At 36.8% G+C, this 16,682-nt stretch carries 15 protein-coding genes; 11 read left to right on the top strand and 4 right to left on the bottom strand.

Annotated features, from left to right (window positions below):
* Nucleotides 1–80: 80 nt before the first annotated feature.
* The 4 genes from J536_RS22865 (at nt 81) to J536_RS22850 (ending at nt 4,456) form a co-directional block, all read left to right on the top strand.
* Nucleotides 81–2,105 (top strand): NADPH-dependent 2,4-dienoyl-CoA reductase, encoded by a 2,025-nt coding sequence (locus J536_RS22865; RefSeq protein ID WP_032064062.1) that lies wholly within the window; start codon nt 81–83, stop codon nt 2,103–2,105.
* Nucleotides 2,106–2,175: 70 nt separating this feature from the next.
* Complete coding sequence (locus tag J536_RS22860) at nt 2,176–2,583, top strand: nuclear transport factor 2 family protein (protein WP_005069036.1); 408 nt, start codon at nt 2,176–2,178, stop codon at nt 2,581–2,583.
* Nucleotides 2,584–2,625: 42 nt separating this feature from the next.
* Nucleotides 2,626–3,342 carry an SGNH/GDSL hydrolase family protein gene (locus J536_RS22855; protein WP_017480992.1) on the top strand — a complete coding sequence of 239 codons (717 nt, stop codon included), beginning with the start codon at nt 2,626–2,628 and terminating at the stop codon, nt 3,340–3,342.
* 19 nt (nt 3,343–3,361) lie between these two features.
* Nucleotides 3,362–4,456, top strand: coding sequence for a YheT family hydrolase (locus J536_RS22850; RefSeq protein ID WP_032064061.1), 1,095 nt, complete (start codon nt 3,362–3,364; stop codon nt 4,454–4,456).
* 62 nt (nt 4,457–4,518) lie between these two features.
* Here the strand turns inward: J536_RS22850 and J536_RS22845 are convergent, their stop codons facing one another.
* Nucleotides 4,519–5,364: a metal-dependent hydrolase gene (locus tag J536_RS22845; protein ID WP_002121049.1), complete on the bottom strand. Its 846-nt coding sequence runs from the start codon at nt 5,362–5,364 to the stop codon at nt 4,519–4,521.
* A 240-nt stretch (nt 5,365–5,604) separates the two neighbouring features.
* Complete coding sequence (locus J536_RS22840; RefSeq protein ID WP_002121076.1) at nt 5,605–6,060, bottom strand: hypothetical protein; 456 nt, start codon at nt 6,058–6,060, stop codon at nt 5,605–5,607.
* Between the two features lie 223 nt (nt 6,061–6,283).
* On the opposite strand from J536_RS22840, the gene J536_RS22835 reads away from it, so the two are divergent.
* The 3 genes from J536_RS22835 to eno all read left to right on the top strand — a co-directional run bounded on the left by J536_RS22835 (nt 6,284) and on the right by eno (nt 10,162).
* Nucleotides 6,284–7,921: a CTP synthase gene (locus J536_RS22835; protein WP_017480995.1), complete on the top strand. Its 1,638-nt coding sequence runs from the start codon at nt 6,284–6,286 to the stop codon at nt 7,919–7,921.
* Between the two features lie 30 nt (nt 7,922–7,951).
* Nucleotides 7,952–8,809, top strand: coding sequence for a 3-deoxy-8-phosphooctulonate synthase (gene kdsA, locus J536_RS22830; RefSeq protein ID WP_002121042.1), 858 nt, complete (start codon nt 7,952–7,954; stop codon nt 8,807–8,809).
* A gap of 63 nt (nt 8,810–8,872) precedes the next feature.
* The gene (eno, locus tag J536_RS22825) at nt 8,873–10,162 is read left to right on the top strand and encodes a phosphopyruvate hydratase (protein ID WP_002121066.1); all 1,290 of its coding nucleotides are present in this window, start codon (nt 8,873–8,875) and stop codon (nt 10,160–10,162) included.
* Nucleotides 10,163–10,245: 83 nt separating this feature from the next.
* Here the strand turns inward: eno and J536_RS22820 are convergent, their stop codons facing one another.
* Complete coding sequence (locus J536_RS22820) at nt 10,246–10,923, bottom strand: DUF421 domain-containing protein (protein WP_014206937.1); 678 nt, start codon at nt 10,921–10,923, stop codon at nt 10,246–10,248.
* 362 nt (nt 10,924–11,285) lie between these two features.
* Nucleotides 11,286–11,966, bottom strand: coding sequence for a hypothetical protein (locus J536_RS22815; RefSeq protein WP_032055990.1), 681 nt, complete (start codon nt 11,964–11,966; stop codon nt 11,286–11,288).
* Nucleotides 11,967–12,342: 376 nt separating this feature from the next.
* Between J536_RS22815 and J536_RS22810 the strand changes: the two genes are divergently transcribed.
* The 4 genes from J536_RS22810 to J536_RS22800 all read left to right on the top strand — a co-directional run.
* Nucleotides 12,343–14,526 carry a TonB-dependent siderophore receptor gene (locus J536_RS22810; RefSeq protein ID WP_032064060.1) on the top strand — a complete coding sequence of 728 codons (2,184 nt, stop codon included), beginning with the start codon at nt 12,343–12,345 and terminating at the stop codon, nt 14,524–14,526.
* Between the two features lie 275 nt (nt 14,527–14,801).
* Nucleotides 14,802–15,191, top strand: coding sequence for a cell division protein FtsB (gene ftsB, locus J536_RS22805; protein WP_005069056.1), 390 nt, complete (start codon nt 14,802–14,804; stop codon nt 15,189–15,191).
* Entirely contained in the window at nt 15,157–15,873 is a 717-nt protein-coding gene (ispD, locus tag J536_RS0104845; RefSeq protein ID WP_032064059.1) for a 2-C-methyl-D-erythritol 4-phosphate cytidylyltransferase, read from the top strand. The genes ftsB and ispD overlap by 35 nt, the downstream gene beginning before the upstream one ends.
* A 345-nt stretch (nt 15,874–16,218) precedes the next feature.
* Nucleotides 16,219–16,682 (top strand): 3-oxoacid CoA-transferase subunit A (locus tag J536_RS22800; protein WP_032064064.1); only part of this gene is annotated, 464 nt, incomplete at its 3' end.

Genomic DNA, 16,682 nt, shown 5'->3' with positions numbered 1-16,682 from the left:
GTTGCATAAAAGTCAAAATTTGATTATAAATTTATGCAACAAGTTGCATTAGCAAGCTATTGCTAGCCATAGGAGAAAATATGTCAGCTTATCCACATTTATTAAAGCCACTTGATTTAGGCTTTACTACTTTAAAAAACCGTGTGCTTATGGGGTCGATGCACATTGGATTAGAAGAAGCACCGCAAGGATATGAGCGCATGGCTGCGTTTTATGCTGAGCGTGCAAAAGGTGATGTGGGTTTAATTGTAACTGGCGGTGTTTCTCCAAATGATGATGGTGTTGTATTTAGCCACGGGACCAAACTAGATACAGTTGAAGAAGCTGAAAAACATAAAGTGATTACCCAAGCTGTCCATGAAGCTGGGGGTAAAATTGCTATGCAGATTTTACATACGGGTCGTTATTCTTATCAGGCAAATAACGTTGCGCCTTCAGCAATTCAAGCACCAATTAACCCAATTAAGCCAAAAGCTTTAAGCTCTGCCGAAGTACAACAAACCATTGATGACTTTGCTAACTGCGCCAAACTTGCTCAGTATGCGGGCTATGATGGCGTAGAAATCATGGGCTCTGAAGGTTATTTAATTAATGAATTTATTGCAGCTCGAACGAATCATCGTGATGATGAATGGGGTGGTAGTTACGAAAATCGTATCCGCTTTCCAATTGAAATTGTAAAGCGCACACGTGCTTTAGTTGGTGAAAATTTTATCATTATTTATCGTTTATCTATGCTTGATTTAGTTGAAGGCGGTTCAAGTTTTGATGAAGTGATTCAGCTTGCAAAAGAAATTGAAAAAGCAGGCGCAACAATTATCAATACAGGTATTGGCTGGCATGAGGCACGTATTCCTACAATCGCAACTAAAGTTCCTCGTGCTGCATTTACTTGGGTGACTGAAAAACTTAAAGGTGAAGTCTCTATTCCTTTAATTACTTCTAACCGAATCAATACGCCTGAAATGGCTGAACATGTATTGGCATCGGGTCATGCTGATATGGTGTCTATGGCACGACCAATGTTAGCGGATGCTGAATTTGTCTTGAAAGCAAGTGAAGGCCGCAGTGATGAAATTAATACATGTATTGGGTGTAACCAAGCTTGTTTAGATCATATTTTCTCAATGAAAATTGCAACTTGTTTAGTAAACCCGCGTGCATGTTATGAAACTGAGCTGATCTTTAAAGAAGCTCAGGTTAAAAAGAATATTGCTGTTATTGGCGCGGGTCCGGCAGGTTTAAGTTTTGCGGTATATGCAGCTGATCGCGGGCATCAAGTTAAAATTTTTGAAGCAAGTCATCAAATTGGTGGTCAGTTTAATATTGCAAAAACAGTTCCTGGAAAAGAGGAGTTCTACGAAACTTTACGCTACTTTAGTCGTCAAATTGAATTGCGACCAAACATTGAACTTGTATTAAACCATCAAGCAACTTACGAAGAATTAAGCCAAGCAAATTTTGATGAAATTGTGGTTGCAACAGGTGTAACACCTCGTCAATTACAGTTTGAGGGAATTGATCATCCTAAAGTACTGAGCTATTTACAGGTTTTAAAAGAGCGTGTGCCAGTAGGCCAACGTGTTGCCATTATTGGAGCGGGTGGTATTGGTTTCGACACAGCTGAATATCTTACTCATGAAGGTGAAAGTGGCAGTTTAAATCCAGAAAAGTTCTATGAAGAGTGGGGAATCGATACTCAATATGAACATGTAGGTGGTTTAAAACAGCCAAAAGTTGAGGCATCTGAACGAGAAATCTATTTACTACAACGTAAAACTGCTGCTGTAGGTGCTGGTTTAGGTAAAACAACAGGCTGGATTCATCGTACAGGACTAAAAAATCGTCAGGTCAAAATGTTTGCTGGTGTGCAATACGACAAGGTAGACGATCAAGGCTTACATATAACTATAGATGGAAAACCAAGTGTACTTGAGGTTGACCATGTGGTGATTTGCGCAGGCCAAGAGTCATTTACTGCAATGTATGATCAATTAAAAACAGATGGAAAAAAAGTTCATTTAATTGGTGGCGCTAAAGAGGCGGGGGAACTGGATGCAAAACGTGCAATACGCCAAGGCGCTGAATTAGCAGCGACACTATAAATTTTTATGGGCATTTCTTTAAAGAGAAATGCCCGTTACTTCTTTGGTTAAATTATAGGATATAAAAACAATGACACTCGAAACAACAAAACAGTCTTTAGAAAAATGGCATGAAATGGTTCAGGCTGGTAACTTATCCGATCTAAATGACTTGCTGGCGGATGAAGTGGTTTTTCGCTCACCAGTTGCTTACAAACCTTATGAAGGAAAGCAGGTTGTTTTCTTCATTCTTACCAATGTGATTCAGGTGTTCGAAGACTTTACCTATCATCGTGAGTTCTACACAGAAGACGGTGAAAATGTAGTGCTTGAGTTCAGTGCCAATGTCAGTGGTAAATCATTAAAAGGTATTGATATGATTCGTTTTAATGAACAAGGCAAAATTATTGATTTTGAAGTAATGATTCGTCCAATGAGTGGTCTAGCAGCATTGGCTGAACAAATGGGTATAAGAATTGCTAAATTTCAACCTCAATAATTTTAGTAAATAGCCTAAGTAAGTAAGATAGAGATCAATAAAATGTGGTTAAAGCTTTCAACTCTAGCATTGCTTCCTGTACTGTTTGTACAGGGAACGAAGGTTCGTAAGAATACGCCACGCTTGCTAGAAGCCAGTGGTGAGAGACAAGGCATCGTTGGTAATGGAAGGCCTCTATCATTACTTATTTTAGGAGACTCTGCCGCAGCAGGTGTTGGGGTAGAAAACCAAAAAGATGCTTTATCTGGTGCGATTATTTCTGAGTTGCAAGATCAATATTCGATACGCTGGAAACTGCATGCAAAAACAGGTGATACAACTAAGCAGGTTTTTCAAGCAGTACAGCATTTAGAGCAACAAAATTACGATGTGGTAGTTACGTCGATTGGTGTTAATGATGTCACGAAACTAACCTCAGCAAGTTCATGGATAAAACAACAAAAACAATTATTTCAATATATACAGGCACGTTTTCAGCCTAAGCTCATTATTGTTTCTGGTGTTCCGCCAATGCAGCATTTCCCAGCGTTACCAAATCCATTGGCTTGGTTGTTTGGAAAATATGCGGAACAAATGAATCAGGTACTAGATAAATGGTTAGAATCACAAAACCAATTTAAGTTCATTCAATATGATATTGAGCATTTTCAAGCGATGAATCTGCCTATGGCAAGTGATGGTTTTCATCCGAGCAAGGAAATTTATGCAATTTGGGGACAACAGGTTGCAGCCTTAGTGCGGCAATCATTTAACTCATAATCAGAGGTAGTGATTGAAAATGGGCATATCTACTTTAAATAAAATTAAAGCTTTCGGTTCAGAATTGTTCGATTCGGTATTAGGTGCTGAACAGCCAAAAATCTATTATGATCCAAATGGGAAAATAAAAGATATTCTGGAGAAATTGCCCCAGCTCAAGCAAAAATATCGGCCCACACCGTGGTTAAGCAACAATCATGTTCATCTTTTATATTTTGATATTATTAGAAAAAAAACCATTAAGCTTGAATATGATCGTATTGATCAGCTCACCATGAAAGATGGTGGCGTAACTGCGATCGCGTGGTATGGCTATGATCTTCCTCCAGATACTCCAACAGTTGTCATTATGCATACCATTACAGGGACCCCTGAAAGTATGCGTGAACTTGTGAAAGATATACATCACTATACAGGATGGAGAATAGCACTATGCTTACGCCGTGGGCATGCTGGATTACCTATGCCTGTGCCACAGATTTCTCTTTTTGGGTCAACAAGCGATCTTAAAGAGCAACTTGAACATATTCAAAATTTGTTTCCTAAATCGGATTTATACGCCGTAGGTTCCTCTGCTGGGACAGGACTACTGGTTCGCTACTTAGGAGAGCAAGGTACTGACACGCCATTTAAAGCTGCCTTTGCAATGTGTCCAGGCTACAACACAGAGATTGGCTTTAAAAATGTTCATCCGTTTTATAGCAAAATGATGACCAAAAAGTTATTCAAGTATTTTATTCATCCTTATCAAAATACATGGAACCAACTTTCTTCTATTGAAAAAGTTCTAGCGACCACAAGTCTGGAAGAGTTTGAGAGAGAATATTTTGAAATGGCTGGCTTTGAGGATTATCAAAGTTATTGCCAAGCCATTAATCCAATTTATGTATTTGAGAATGTCAAAATACCATTAATGATTCTTAACGCTGAGGATGATCCAGTCTGTTCTATTAAAAATTTGGAACCATACAAAGAAACGATTCAGCAAATGAGTAATATTGCGGTAATCACCACAAAAAAAGGAAGTCATTGTGGCTTCTATGAAGGTTGGAAAAGTACCTCATGGGCTGCCAAATTAATATCAGATTATTTTATGGTCGAACATAAGCAATAACGGTAATTTGCAATAACTTAAATAAAGCCCATTCAATAGATGGGCTTTATAATTTTATTTGGTCAAGATAAAAGCAATTTAGGATCTTTTAGTCCAATTTTGATTTTTGTGCTAGCCACGAGGTCTTTTTCATCTGTTTGGTTGGGGTGAAAGTCAAAGCGATAATAATCAAAAAATTGAGGGATCAATGTTCTATATTGTTTATTCGCAAAGCTAAAGAACTTACGCCAAGATTTGAAATTTAAAAGTTGATGATCCCGTTTCATAAGAACAAATTGATAAATTGTTGAAAAACCGGTAATCAAAAATAGACTTAAAGTAAAAACTGTAATGCGAGGAAGGTATGCGCTTAAGCCGCTTCCATATAAATGTTGGTAGAGATCAAAAGCCACAGCTTTATGTTCAGTTTCTTCAATACTATGCCATAGCCATAAATTGCGAATAGTTGAGTCTGTCATCAATTCATTAACGGATTGCATCATGCTAACCACAAGTACTGCTGTGTAGTGTTCTAGACCCACTGTTACAAGCAAATTCCATTTTTTACTAAAAACTTTTTCAATAGCTTTTAAAACGATACCAGTTACTTTTTCTAAAGATTGAGGATCTAAACCATATTGCTGTGCACTTACATGAAAAGCATGATGTTCTTTTGAGTGCATTGCTTCTTGGCCAATAAACGCACTGATTTCCCGATCTAAAATTTCATTCGACTTTGCTTTGGCGCGTAAAGCTCGAACAGAGCGAACAAAATATGATTCACCTTCAGGGAACAATGTAGATAAACCAGTAAAATAATGTGTAAAAGTAGGCTCGTTATTACACCAGTAGCGAGGTACGTTTTCAAAATTATAGTCCATACGACGGACTGGAAATGAGGCGGGGACACGATTTGATACTGTATTCATTCTAGGCTCCAATCTTCTTTTAATTAAAGTTCCTAAAAGGAACTTGATCAAAAACTACATCGCCCTATATCTATCGTCAATACTTTTTTGGCAGAAAAAGTAGATTGTCCCTAATTGATAACTAAGAAAACTTTAAAGATAAATAGAAAGAAAAGTAAAATTTATTATTGTGTTGATAATTTAAATAATATTTAAAAAGCCCAAACTGATGGTTCAATTTGGGCATATTCGCATATGAACTTAGTTCTTAAGCGCTGGAGTAGCAGCCGCAATTGCAGCAGCAACAGCATCATCTTCACTTTGAGCTGGTTCAGCTGGTTTAGATGGTTTTGGCTCTGCTTTTGGTTCAGGCTTAGGTTCAGGTTTTGGCTTTGGTTCTGCTTTAGGTTGCTCAGAAACATTTGTTTGTGAATTTTGCTCAGCTTGTGCAGGGCGAGTTTCACGGCGAATTTCAGTTGTCGTATTTGCTGTTTCTTCGTGATGCACCTCAACTTGCGTTGGTTCCTGAGTTTGAGCTTCTTCAGTTTGAACACTTTCTAAAGACTCAAATTTTGCAGGTTCAGCAGGTGTAGGTTCTGAAACAGCAGTTTCAACCTTTTCTTGCTCTTCTTCTTTAGGTGTTTCTTTTTTGACACATGCGGTTAACAATAGTCCAGCAGCAATTGCAGCACAGATTAAAAGTTTTTTATTTGCCATTGTCCTAAACAACATTTAATTGAGGAGCTGGCATTATAACAGCAAAAGAGAATGAAAAAATCATGTGAGATTGACCTAAATTTTTATTAAAAATGCTGATAGAATAGCCAGTTGTTTAATGATCTTTGAATTGATGCGGTTTGACTTTGCTTTATAGGGGCAGAGTACAGTAAAATTGCCAAACATTGTAGGCCGATTTCGGCTTGATTGTACGAGAAACTTAATGACCCATTTTATTTTTGTCACTGGTGGTGTAGTTTCATCGCTAGGTAAAGGTATTTCTGCTGCTTCAGTTGCTGCACTTTTGGAAGCCCGTGGCTTAAAAGTCACAATGGTTAAAATGGATCCCTACATTAATGTCGATCCAGGGACAATGAGCCCTTTCCAACATGGTGAAGTTTTTGTCACAGAGGATGGTGCCGAAACTGATCTAGACTTGGGTTATTACGAACGTTTCTTACGTCGTGCGAAAATGACCAAACTTAATAACTTTACCAGTGGTCGTGTATATCAGGACGTTTTAAATAAAGAACGTCGTGGTGACTATCTTGGTGGTACAGTTCAAGTTATTCCTCATATTACTGACAACATTAAAGAACGCGTACTTCGCGCAGGTGAAGGCTACGATGTTGCTATCGTAGAAATTGGCGGTACGGTAGGTGATATCGAATCACTTCCATTTATGGAGTCAGTTCGTCAGTTAATGGTTGAGCTTGGTCATAAAAGAACCATGCTTATGCATTTAACTTTGTTGCCATATATCAAATCTGCAGCAGAGCTTAAGACAAAACCAACTCAACACTCTGTAAAAGAGTTGCTTTCGATTGGTATTCAGCCAGATATTCTTATCTGCCGTACTGAATATGATGTGGATGTTGACACTAAACGCAAAATTGCATTGTTCACTAACGTAGAAGCGCGTGCTGTAGTGGTATGTAAAGATGCGAAAACGATTTATCAAATTCCACGTACATTCTATGAACAAAACGTTGATGATTTGATCTGTGAGCGTTTTGGATTTAATGATCTTCCAGAAGCAAACCTAGAAGATTGGGATAATGTAGTCGAAGCATTACTAAATCCTGAATACACTTTACGTGTAGCTATGGTTGGTAAATATGTTGAATTACCAGATGCTTATAAGTCTGTGAATGAAGCGTTATTACACGCAGGTATTAAAAATCGCGTAAAAGTACAAATTGATTATGTCAACGCTGAAGAACTTGAAAGCCAAGACGTATCTATTTTAAGTACAGCTGACGCAATTTTAGTTCCAGGTGGTTTTGGTGAACGTGGTACTGAAGGCAAAATGAGAGCTATTCAATACGCACGTGAAAACAAAATCCCATTCTTGGGTATTTGTTTAGGCATGCAATTGGCTGTTATTGAATACGCTCGCCATGTTGCAGGTATGCCAGAAGCTTCTTCTACAGAATTTAACCGTTCTACAAAATATCCACTCATTGGTTTAATTACTGAATGGTTAGATGAGCGCGGTGAATTACAACAACGCAGCCTTGAGTCTGACCTAGGTGGAACTATGCGTTTAGGTGCTCAAAAATCTGAATTGGTTGAAGGCACAAAAACACGTGAAGTCTACGGTAAAGCTGAAATCACTGAGCGTCATCGTCACCGTTATGAAATGAATAACCGTTTCATTGAGTCGATTGAACAAGCTGGTATGAAGATTTCAGGTTACTCTTCAGCACAACATTTAGTTGAAACTGTAGAAATTCCTGAACATCCTTGGTTTATTGCTGTACAATTCCACCCGGAATTTACAAGTTCACCACGTGATGGACATCCATTATTTGCTAGTTTTATTGACGCTGCAAAAACACAGCATCAAAAAAGTAAATAATGCGATTTTAAATAAACTGGGAAAGTTTAAATGTCACAATTAAAACCACAAGAAGTTGTACGTTTAGGCGATATACAAATGGCAAATCATTTGCCATTTGTATTATTTGGCGGAATGAACGTACTTGAATCAAAAGATTTAGCTTTTGAAATTGCAGAAACGTATGTTGATATTTGCAAACGCTTAGATATTCCTTATGTATTTAAAGCGAGTTTCGATAAAGCAAATCGTTCTAGTCTGCATTCATTCCGTGGTCCTGGACTTGAAAAAGGTATCGAATGGTTAGGTGATATTAAAAAACATTTTAATGTTCCTATCATTACTGATGTGCACGAGCCATATCAGGCTGCACCAGTTGCAGAAGTAGCCGATATTATTCAATTACCCGCTTTCTTAAGTCGTCAGACTGATCTTGTCGAGGCGATGGCGAAAACACAGGCTATTATTAATATTAAGAAAGCCCAGTTTTTAGCACCTCATGAAATGCGTCATATCCTGCATAAATGTTTAGAAGCAGGAAACGACAAACTTATTCTTTGTGAACGTGGTTCAGCATTTGGTTATAACAATCTTGTTGTAGATATGCTTGGCTTTGACACAATGAAAGAAATGAATGTGCCAGTTTTCTTTGACGTGACACATGCGTTACAAACCCCTGGTGGTCGTTCTGATTCAGCAGGTGGTCGTCGTGCTCAAATTACAACTTTAGCACGCGCTGGAATGGCAACTGGTTTGGCTGGATTGTTCTTGGAAGGACACCCAGACCCAGAACATGCAAAATGTGATGGACCTTGTGCATTACGTATGTCGCAACTTGAACCGTTCTTGGCACAAATAAAAGAATTGGATACTTTAGTTAAAGGATTCAAAAAGTTAGACACCCATTGAGTTGTTTTATAACCCTTACGCTGCTTTAACCGCAGCTCATATTCATTCAAAGAGGAATTGTTCATGAGCCAAATCGTTGACATTCGTGCACGTGAAATTTTGGACTCTCGTGGTAACCCAACCATCGAAGCAGACGTAATTTTAGAATCTGGGGTTGTTGGTCGTGCATGTGCACCATCTGGTGCTTCAACTGGTTCTCGTGAAGCTTTAGAACTACGTGACGGTGATAAATCGCGTTACTTAGGTAAAGGCGTTCGTACAGCAGTTAATAACGTTAATACGTTGATTCGTGATGCTTTGTTGGGTAAATCAGTTTTTGAGCAAAAAGACATTGATAATACAATGATCGCGCTTGACGGTACTGAAAACAAAGAGAAATTAGGTGCTAACGCAACTTTAGCTGTGTCATTGGCTGCTGCGCGCGCTGCTGCTGAAGAAAAGAAACTACCTCTTTTCCAATACATCGCAGATCTTCGTGGTCAAACAATTTTGACAATGCCTGTACCGATGATGAACATCTTAAATGGTGGTGAGCATGCGGACAACACTGTTGATATTCAAGAGTTCATGATTGAGCCTGTAGGTTTCACTTCATTTGCTGAAGCTTTACGTGCTGGTGCTGAAGTATTCCATTCTTTAAAATCAGTTTTAAAGAAACAAGGTTTGAATACTGCAGTAGGTGATGAAGGTGGTTTTGCTCCTAACTTACGTTCTAACGAAGAAGCAATTCAAATCATTTTACAAGCAATTGAATTGACTGGTTACAAAGCTGGTTCAGACATGATGCTTGCACTTGACTGCGCATCTTCAGAATTCTACAAAAATGGTCAATACGTTTTAGAAGGCGAAGGCAACCGTGCATTTACAAGCCATCAGTTTGCAGATTATTTAGCTGGCCTTGTAAATCAATATCCAATTATCTCAATCGAAGATGGTCTTGATGAGTCTGATTGGGAAGGCTGGAGCTACTTGACTTCAATCCTTGGTGATAAAATCCAATTGGTTGGTGATGATTTGTTCGTAACTAATCCTAAGATTTTACAACGTGGTATTGATGAAAAAGTTGGTAACTCAATCTTAATCAAATATAACCAGATCGGTACTTTGACTGAAACTTTAGATGCAATCTATCTTGCTAAAGCAAATGGTTATTCGACTGTTATTTCTCACCGTTCTGGTGAAACAGAAGATTCTACTATTGCTGACTTAGCAGTAGGTACAGCTGCTGGTCAAATCAAGACTGGTTCACTTTGCCGTTCTGATCGTGTTTCTAAGTACAACCAATTACTTCGTATTGAAGAATTGACTAAAGCTGCTTACCGCGGTAAAGCTGAATTTAAAGGTTTAAACTAATCTTTAAATAAAAAGTTAAAATTAATTTTTTAACATTTGAAGGTGCTATTTCCTGTTTTTAATAGGAAATAGCACCTTTTTTATTATCCTAATCGGCGTGTTTTTAAAGACTCAGCCCAACTGTGATGTTTGCAGCGGGTACATTCTTGATCGATTTTATTTAAAATTTTAGTTTCACCACACTTCATACATGAATAAAAAGTATTAAGTTTCAGTACATCGGCTTTACGGTAGGCATCAGGGAATAGCGGCAAGCCCCATTTTACATCTTCATCTTCAAAATAAAGCAGACTAAGAATACCATCCGACTCCAACAAAGCTGTTCTTACTTGTCCAAGGTGCTCAACATTTTGTTGACGCATTTCTGAGAAAAACTCATCATGAGAATATGATTGTTTTTGGAAATCTTTGTAGACTACAAGGCCATCCTTAACAATACAAAGCGCTTTTCCTTCAAGCAAATCTTCAATTTTTTTATGCTTTACCATACTCCATGTAGCAAAGCGATAAAGAAAAAGAATAACAACAAACGCGACGAAGGCATGGGCAATAGGTAAGTCTTCGGTAAACATCGGGTCACCGGCGGCTGAACCTAAACATAAAATAATTGCGAGTTCAAAAAGGGAGAGCTGACGTATACCTCGTTTACCGGATAATCTTAAAAAACTAATAATGATGATGAACATTACGGTACATCGAACCAAAATTTCTAAAACAAATTTCCAAGTCGTGTCACCAATGAAAATATTAAAAAAATCCATTTTTTTCTCCTTATTAAAATAGTTAGAAGAGATCCTTATAAATTCTTAACAAAGTAAAAAATAAAAAAATATACTTTTTAGGTAGTTATTAGTTAAAAGCTCGAAATATATGTGACTTTTTATAAATTTATTTCAACTAATTCTCTACGAAGAAGTTTACTGTTGATAGCGTGACCAAGCTGATTTATTGCAAAGTAGATCTATTAAAAAGGTACTTTTACTTTATATGAGCTTGTATTTAAATGGGAGATAAAAGATATACTTTGTGGGTGGTTTCTTATTATTAAATAAATTCTCCTTAAGAAAGATATGACTGTGAATATAATTAATAATCAAAAATTTATTATATTTAATAAGATAGTTTAACGACAATTAGAGGTATAGGGGATGGCATCTAAACGTTTTTGAAAAGCATGAGGATCCATAATATTTTTATACATTTGTTGATAAGTTTTTTTGTGATCTTCAATATTATGATAGTCGATAATTTCTTGGAGTTTGTCTTTGTATTCTATATGACCAGCATTGAACATCGCTGCATAGTGTCCCCATAAAGCATATTGATATCTTAAAGCAGCTTTTGGGATCAAATTTATCTCGGTTAAATAACTATTAGCAGTTTCTTCATAGCATTCTTTTATTTGATAAGGGTCTCTTTTCATTTTGCTTAAAAAAATACATTGCATCTCTTGTAGCTTTGAACTATCTGTTTTAGCTAGTATTTTTTCGGTAACACTATATGCTTCATTAAGACAACCTAAATGTACAAGTATTTTGCGTTTAGTTTTTAAAATATTTAGATTGTTCTCGTTAGAAGGTATCTTTTTCAATAAGTTTTTAAATCTTAAGTGAGCAGTTGTTTGGTCTTGTTCCGTGTTTAATTTATAAATAATTTCATTATATTCATATATATAAGTATTATTTGGTTTGTGCTGCTTCTGATAGTCCTTCGTATTAATTATTTTAGAAGGACTATCATCAGTATGGTTATTACAAGCGCTCAAACCTAAGCTTACTAAAGAAAATGCTAAAACTTTATGCACTACAACTTGTACCTTTTATTCTCTCTTAAGAGGTTTGAGAAGAATAATAAAATATAAAAGAAAATACTGTTTAGTTTATTATTTTTTGAGTTAATCATAAAACTATTGCATAACATTTTATTGGCTAATTGAAAAGAGCAATAAATTTAAAAGATGTGATGACCAAAACAAGGTTTGAAGAGAGTGAAAATATATAAGTGATTAGAACCATTGATAATTTAATTTAAACAAATAGGAATAATTATTAATATATTGTTGATAACAATTATCATTCATGTTAATTTTTGTGCCGACTTTTGCTGCTGTGTAACAAGGACCAAAGTAGCAAAAGGCTAAGGAATCTCGCACAGCACATTGGTTATTATGGAATTTTCTTATGTACACTCCGCCCTTTAGAAAAGCGTTTACATCTCATCCCTTAGCACTTGCTATGGCTTTAATTGCTCCTTCAATTGTTTATGCAGATGAGACAAATGGAACAGCCACTTTAGAAACGATAAAAGTGCAAGCAGAAGAAGATTCCGCTGTTACCGAAGGTTCGGGCAGCTATACAGCAAAAAGCACAAATACTTCTACAAAATTAAATTTATCTCTTCGTGAAACACCACAGTCGGTGAAGGTTTTAACCCGTGAATATTTAGATGATCGGAAAATCGATTCTTTTCAAGATTTAATGAACAATATTACGGGTGTTTCGACGTCACGTACTGATGAGCGTCAGAAAGTTTATGCGCGTGGTTTTGAGGTAGATTATTACTTAATAGATGGAATACCGAGCACGATTAATTTAGGTACAGGGGACCTTGATTTAGATATTTATGATCGCGTCGAGGTGGTGAAAGGTTCTAATGGCTTAACCACAGGTGCGGGCAATCCAGCGATGGCGCTGAACATGATTCGTAAACATGCAAACTCAAAAGAACTTAGTGGTAATGTCAGTACATCATTAGGCTCATGGAACTCTTGGAGTAGTTCGGCAGATATTTCTGCACCGCTTAATGCTGATGGTTCATTGCGTGGACGTATGTTTGTGAAGCATTCTGATGAAAATTCATTTATGGATTTTTATGAGAAAGAACGGAATGTATTTTATGGTGCCCTTGATTATGATCTGAGCGATAAAACAAGTATGTCGCTTGGAGCTACATATCAAGAATTGCATCGTGATGGTATCCGCTGGGGTGGTACACCAGCTTTTTATACTGATGGGACCCGTACCAATTTTTCTAGAAGCTTAACAGTAAGTGCGCCTTGGACATATTGGGATGTGAATACAACGGCAGTGTTTGCGAACTTAAAACAAAATTTATTTAGTGATGTTAATTTAAATGTTGCTTATACCTTCCGCAAAGAAGATACGGACTCCATGTTGTTATATACAGCTGGAAGAGTAGATAAGGCAACCAACACCAGTCCACTAAAAAATATAGATGATAATAAAAAGGATAATGTTTCTGTATATGGTGCAAAAGCTGCCAGTGAAGAAAACAATATTGATGTTTTTATCAATGCGCCATTTATGCTTTTTAATCGCCCACAAGAAATCATTATTGGTGGATCTTGGAATAAGAATGAAAAGACCAAAGATCTTTCTGGTGGTTCTAATGCAAACAAAGAGATTGAAAAATATTTAGGTGGCCCGCTTAACTATAATGATATAGCGCAAGAATTACTTCAGCCACTGGTACTAAATACCAGAGGCGCACTTAATGAAACCACACAAACTGCTGCATATGTTGCGGGTAAATTTCAAATTCTCGATCCTTTAAAAATTATTGCTGGTGCACGTTTATCTAACTGGAAATATAAATCTGAAAATGATAAAGGTAACCGTGAATTTAACAATGAATTAGCACCATATATTGGCGCTATTTATGATTTTGCCCAAGATCATTCTGTATATGCGAGTTATACAGAAATTTTCAAACCTCAAGATCGTAAAGATGTAAATGATCAATATATTGACCCGATTACAGGTAAGAGTTATGAAGCTGGCTTAAAAAGTGAGTGGTTTGGGGGGCGTTTAAATACAGCGTTGTCAGTATTTCGAATAGAACAGTCTAATTTTGCTGAATCGATACCTGACACGTTCATTATTCGCAATGGTACACAAACTACCGAGCAGGCCTATCGCGCTGTAGATGGGGTTGAAAGTAAAGGTTTTGAGTTTGAAGCTGATGGCGAGATTAATGACAATTGGGGTATTAATTTCGGTATTGCTAATTTCGAAGCAAAAGATGCAAAGGGTACGAAGGTTAATACGACAAACTCTCGAACAACTTCAAATTTATTTGTGAAGTACAAAGTTAATCAGTGGAGTGCAGGACTTGGCTTAAATTATAAGAGTAAATACTATACGGGTAGTGGAAGCTCTCGCATTGAGCAAGATGCTTATGTTTTAGCAAGTGCGATGCTTGGCTATCAAGTAGATAAAAATATTAAACTTCAATTTAATATCGATAATATTTTTGATGAGAAATATTATGAAGGTATTGGTGAAAACTCAATGAACTGGGGAACACCACGAAATGCAACGCTGAGTGTTCGTTATAATTTTTGATATAGACATACTCATAAGTAACCGATTTATAAAAGCCCTCAAAAGAGGGCTTTTTTGTGCGTAGATTGATTTATAAGCAGTTGTACTTATAAATATTATTTCCCTTTCAAATTCCATTCATTTTTGACAAAATGAAACATGTCACAATGGTCAATTAAAGTAATATGCCCATTAATAATTTTGCTTAAATTTTTGCAGGAATTTCGCATGCTACTTCTTAATTACTATACAATACAATCTCTTAACGAAAGTTTTTAATTAAAAATCTTAATGATATGTTAGAAGTATTTCGATCCACTTCAAGCAAACTGATATTGCTACTGGTTATTGTTTTAGTAGCCATACTGCAATATCAATTTTGGTTAGGTGAGGGTGGCTATCTCCCTCATCAAGCTCTCATGCAACAAATTCAGCAACAAGCTGAAGTAAATGAAGAGCTTAAAGAAAGAAACCGTATTTTGGCAGCAGAGGTTTTTGACCTGAAAAATGGTACAGAAGCAATAGAAGAACATGCTCGTCTTGATCTTGGTTTGGTTAAACCACATGAGACATTTGTTCAAATGAGTACCATCAGTACCCATTACAAGCCTATTTATATTGACCCGAACGCTAAAGTTGATTTGGAAACGAATGAGACACCTGCATCCCCAGATATCCCAGACTAAATTGTGGGCAGTGATTCCAGCTGCAGGGTCAGGAAGTCGATTTTCTAAAACTGAATTGAAGCAGTATCAATATATTCAGAATACGACTGTTTTAGAACATACTGTTCGGCGCATAAGTCAACTTCCATTAAATGGTTATGTTTTGGCAATTGGTACCCAAGATACTTTTGCTCAGACTCTCGCATTTCAAAATATAGATAAGGCTCATTTTTGTATGGGTGGGGCAGAACGAGTCCATTCAGTATTAAACGCATTAAATCATCTTTTAACTTTTGCTGACGAAAATGATTGGGTACTTGTGCATGATGCAGCACGGCCTTGTGTAACAATTGAATGTTTAAATGCCCTTGTCGAACAAGCAATTGAATCAAATCATAGTGCTATCTTAGCGATTCCTGTTCGTGATACGTTAAAGCAGGTTAGGGTAGATAATTATATTAATAAGACGGTAAGTCGGGATTCATTGTGGCAAGCTCAAACTCCTCAAATTGCTAAAATTGGGAAGCTCAAAAAGGCAATTGAATACGCTTTAGAAAATAACATTGCTATTACCGATGAGGCAAGTGCACTCGAATATATGGGTGAAACTGTGCAGGTTGTGATGGGGCGTTCTGATAATATCAAAATTACTTATCCTGATGATTTAGAACTTGCACGTTTAATTTTACAATCACAGTCTTAAGATAAAAATCGAATAATAAATTGTAGTTTTAATTGTAAAATAGCCTAAGTAAATATTTCATTTCTACATATCTATTTATAAGAATTAATGTTTTTTACACCTCAAATCGATAAGATTAGTTGAGTAATTTACTTAGATAATGTTCGATCATCGAACAAAATATATTTATAGCGAACAAAACTGTGTTTAGCTTACTAGATCAAAATACGAAAATTATCAAAAATGTTTAAAAGGGAAATCTAAGGGAAACACTCGGGATTGAGTGAAATATTTATCTATTCTTCTCGCCTCAGTGTGCCTAACTCTCTTATCTCTCTTCTTCAATGAGCACAATGGAGTTGTCTAATGATTGACAAAAGTAAGTCCTCACTAAGCGAGGTTCTATCGCAGATTAAAGATGGTGCAACCATTCTGATTGGTGGTTTCGGTACCGCAGGACAACCCGCTGAACTCATTGATGGTCTTATTGAACTCGGTGTTAAAGATTTAACCATTGTCAGCAACAATGCCGGTAATGGCGATTATGGTCTGGCGAAATTGCTAAAAGCCGGTTCGGTTAAAAAAGTGATCTGTTCTTTCCCACGTCAGTCAGATTCTTATGTTTTTGATGAACTGTACCGTGCCGGAAAGGTTGAACTTGAAGTAGTGCCGCAAGGTAATCTGGCGTGTCGTATTCAGGCAGCCGGTATGGGATTAGGTGCTGTGTTTACCCCAACAGGCTTTGGAACACTTTTGGCCGAAGGTAAAGAAACCCGTGAGATTGATGGGAAAGATTACGTACTTGAATATCCGATCAAGGCTGACTTTGC

Origin of the sequence: Acinetobacter sp. 809848 (genome assembly GCF_000581275.1) — a bacterium.
GTDB classification, from domain to species: domain Bacteria; phylum Pseudomonadota; class Gammaproteobacteria; order Pseudomonadales; family Moraxellaceae; genus Acinetobacter; species Acinetobacter pittii.
Note: the sequence above shows the minus strand (reverse complement) of the source record. Positions and strands in the feature narration are given on the sequence as shown.

What these genes read in the sequence shown, in the direction of transcription:
- J536_RS22865 (WP_032064062.1), top strand. Translation starts at nt 81, where the DNA reads ATGTCAGCTTATCCACATTTATTAAAGCCACTTGATTTAGGCTTTACT.
- eno (WP_002121066.1), top strand. Translation starts at nt 8,873, where the DNA reads ATGAGCCAAATCGTTGACATTCGTGCACGTGAAATTTTGGACTCTCGT.
- J536_RS22820 (WP_014206937.1), bottom strand. Translation starts at nt 10,923, where the DNA reads ATGGATTTTTTTAATATTTTCATTGGTGACACGACTTGGAAATTTGTT.
- J536_RS22850 (WP_032064061.1), top strand. Translation starts at nt 3,362, where the DNA reads ATGGGCATATCTACTTTAAATAAAATTAAAGCTTTCGGTTCAGAATTG.
- J536_RS22810 (WP_032064060.1), top strand. Translation starts at nt 12,343, where the DNA reads ATGTACACTCCGCCCTTTAGAAAAGCGTTTACATCTCATCCCTTAGCA.
- J536_RS22835 (WP_017480995.1), top strand. Translation starts at nt 6,284, where the DNA reads ATGACCCATTTTATTTTTGTCACTGGTGGTGTAGTTTCATCGCTAGGT.
- J536_RS22840 (WP_002121076.1), bottom strand. Translation starts at nt 6,060, where the DNA reads ATGGCAAATAAAAAACTTTTAATCTGTGCTGCAATTGCTGCTGGACTA.
- ftsB (WP_005069056.1), top strand. Translation starts at nt 14,802, where the DNA reads ATGTTAGAAGTATTTCGATCCACTTCAAGCAAACTGATATTGCTACTG.
- J536_RS22860 (WP_005069036.1), top strand. Translation starts at nt 2,176, where the DNA reads ATGACACTCGAAACAACAAAACAGTCTTTAGAAAAATGGCATGAAATG.
- ispD (WP_032064059.1), top strand. Translation starts at nt 15,157, where the DNA reads ATGAGACACCTGCATCCCCAGATATCCCAGACTAAATTGTGGGCAGTG.
- J536_RS22855 (WP_017480992.1), top strand. Translation starts at nt 2,626, where the DNA reads ATGTGGTTAAAGCTTTCAACTCTAGCATTGCTTCCTGTACTGTTTGTA.
- J536_RS22845 (WP_002121049.1), bottom strand. Translation starts at nt 5,364, where the DNA reads ATGAATACAGTATCAAATCGTGTCCCCGCCTCATTTCCAGTCCGTCGT.
- kdsA (WP_002121042.1), top strand. Translation starts at nt 7,952, where the DNA reads ATGTCACAATTAAAACCACAAGAAGTTGTACGTTTAGGCGATATACAA.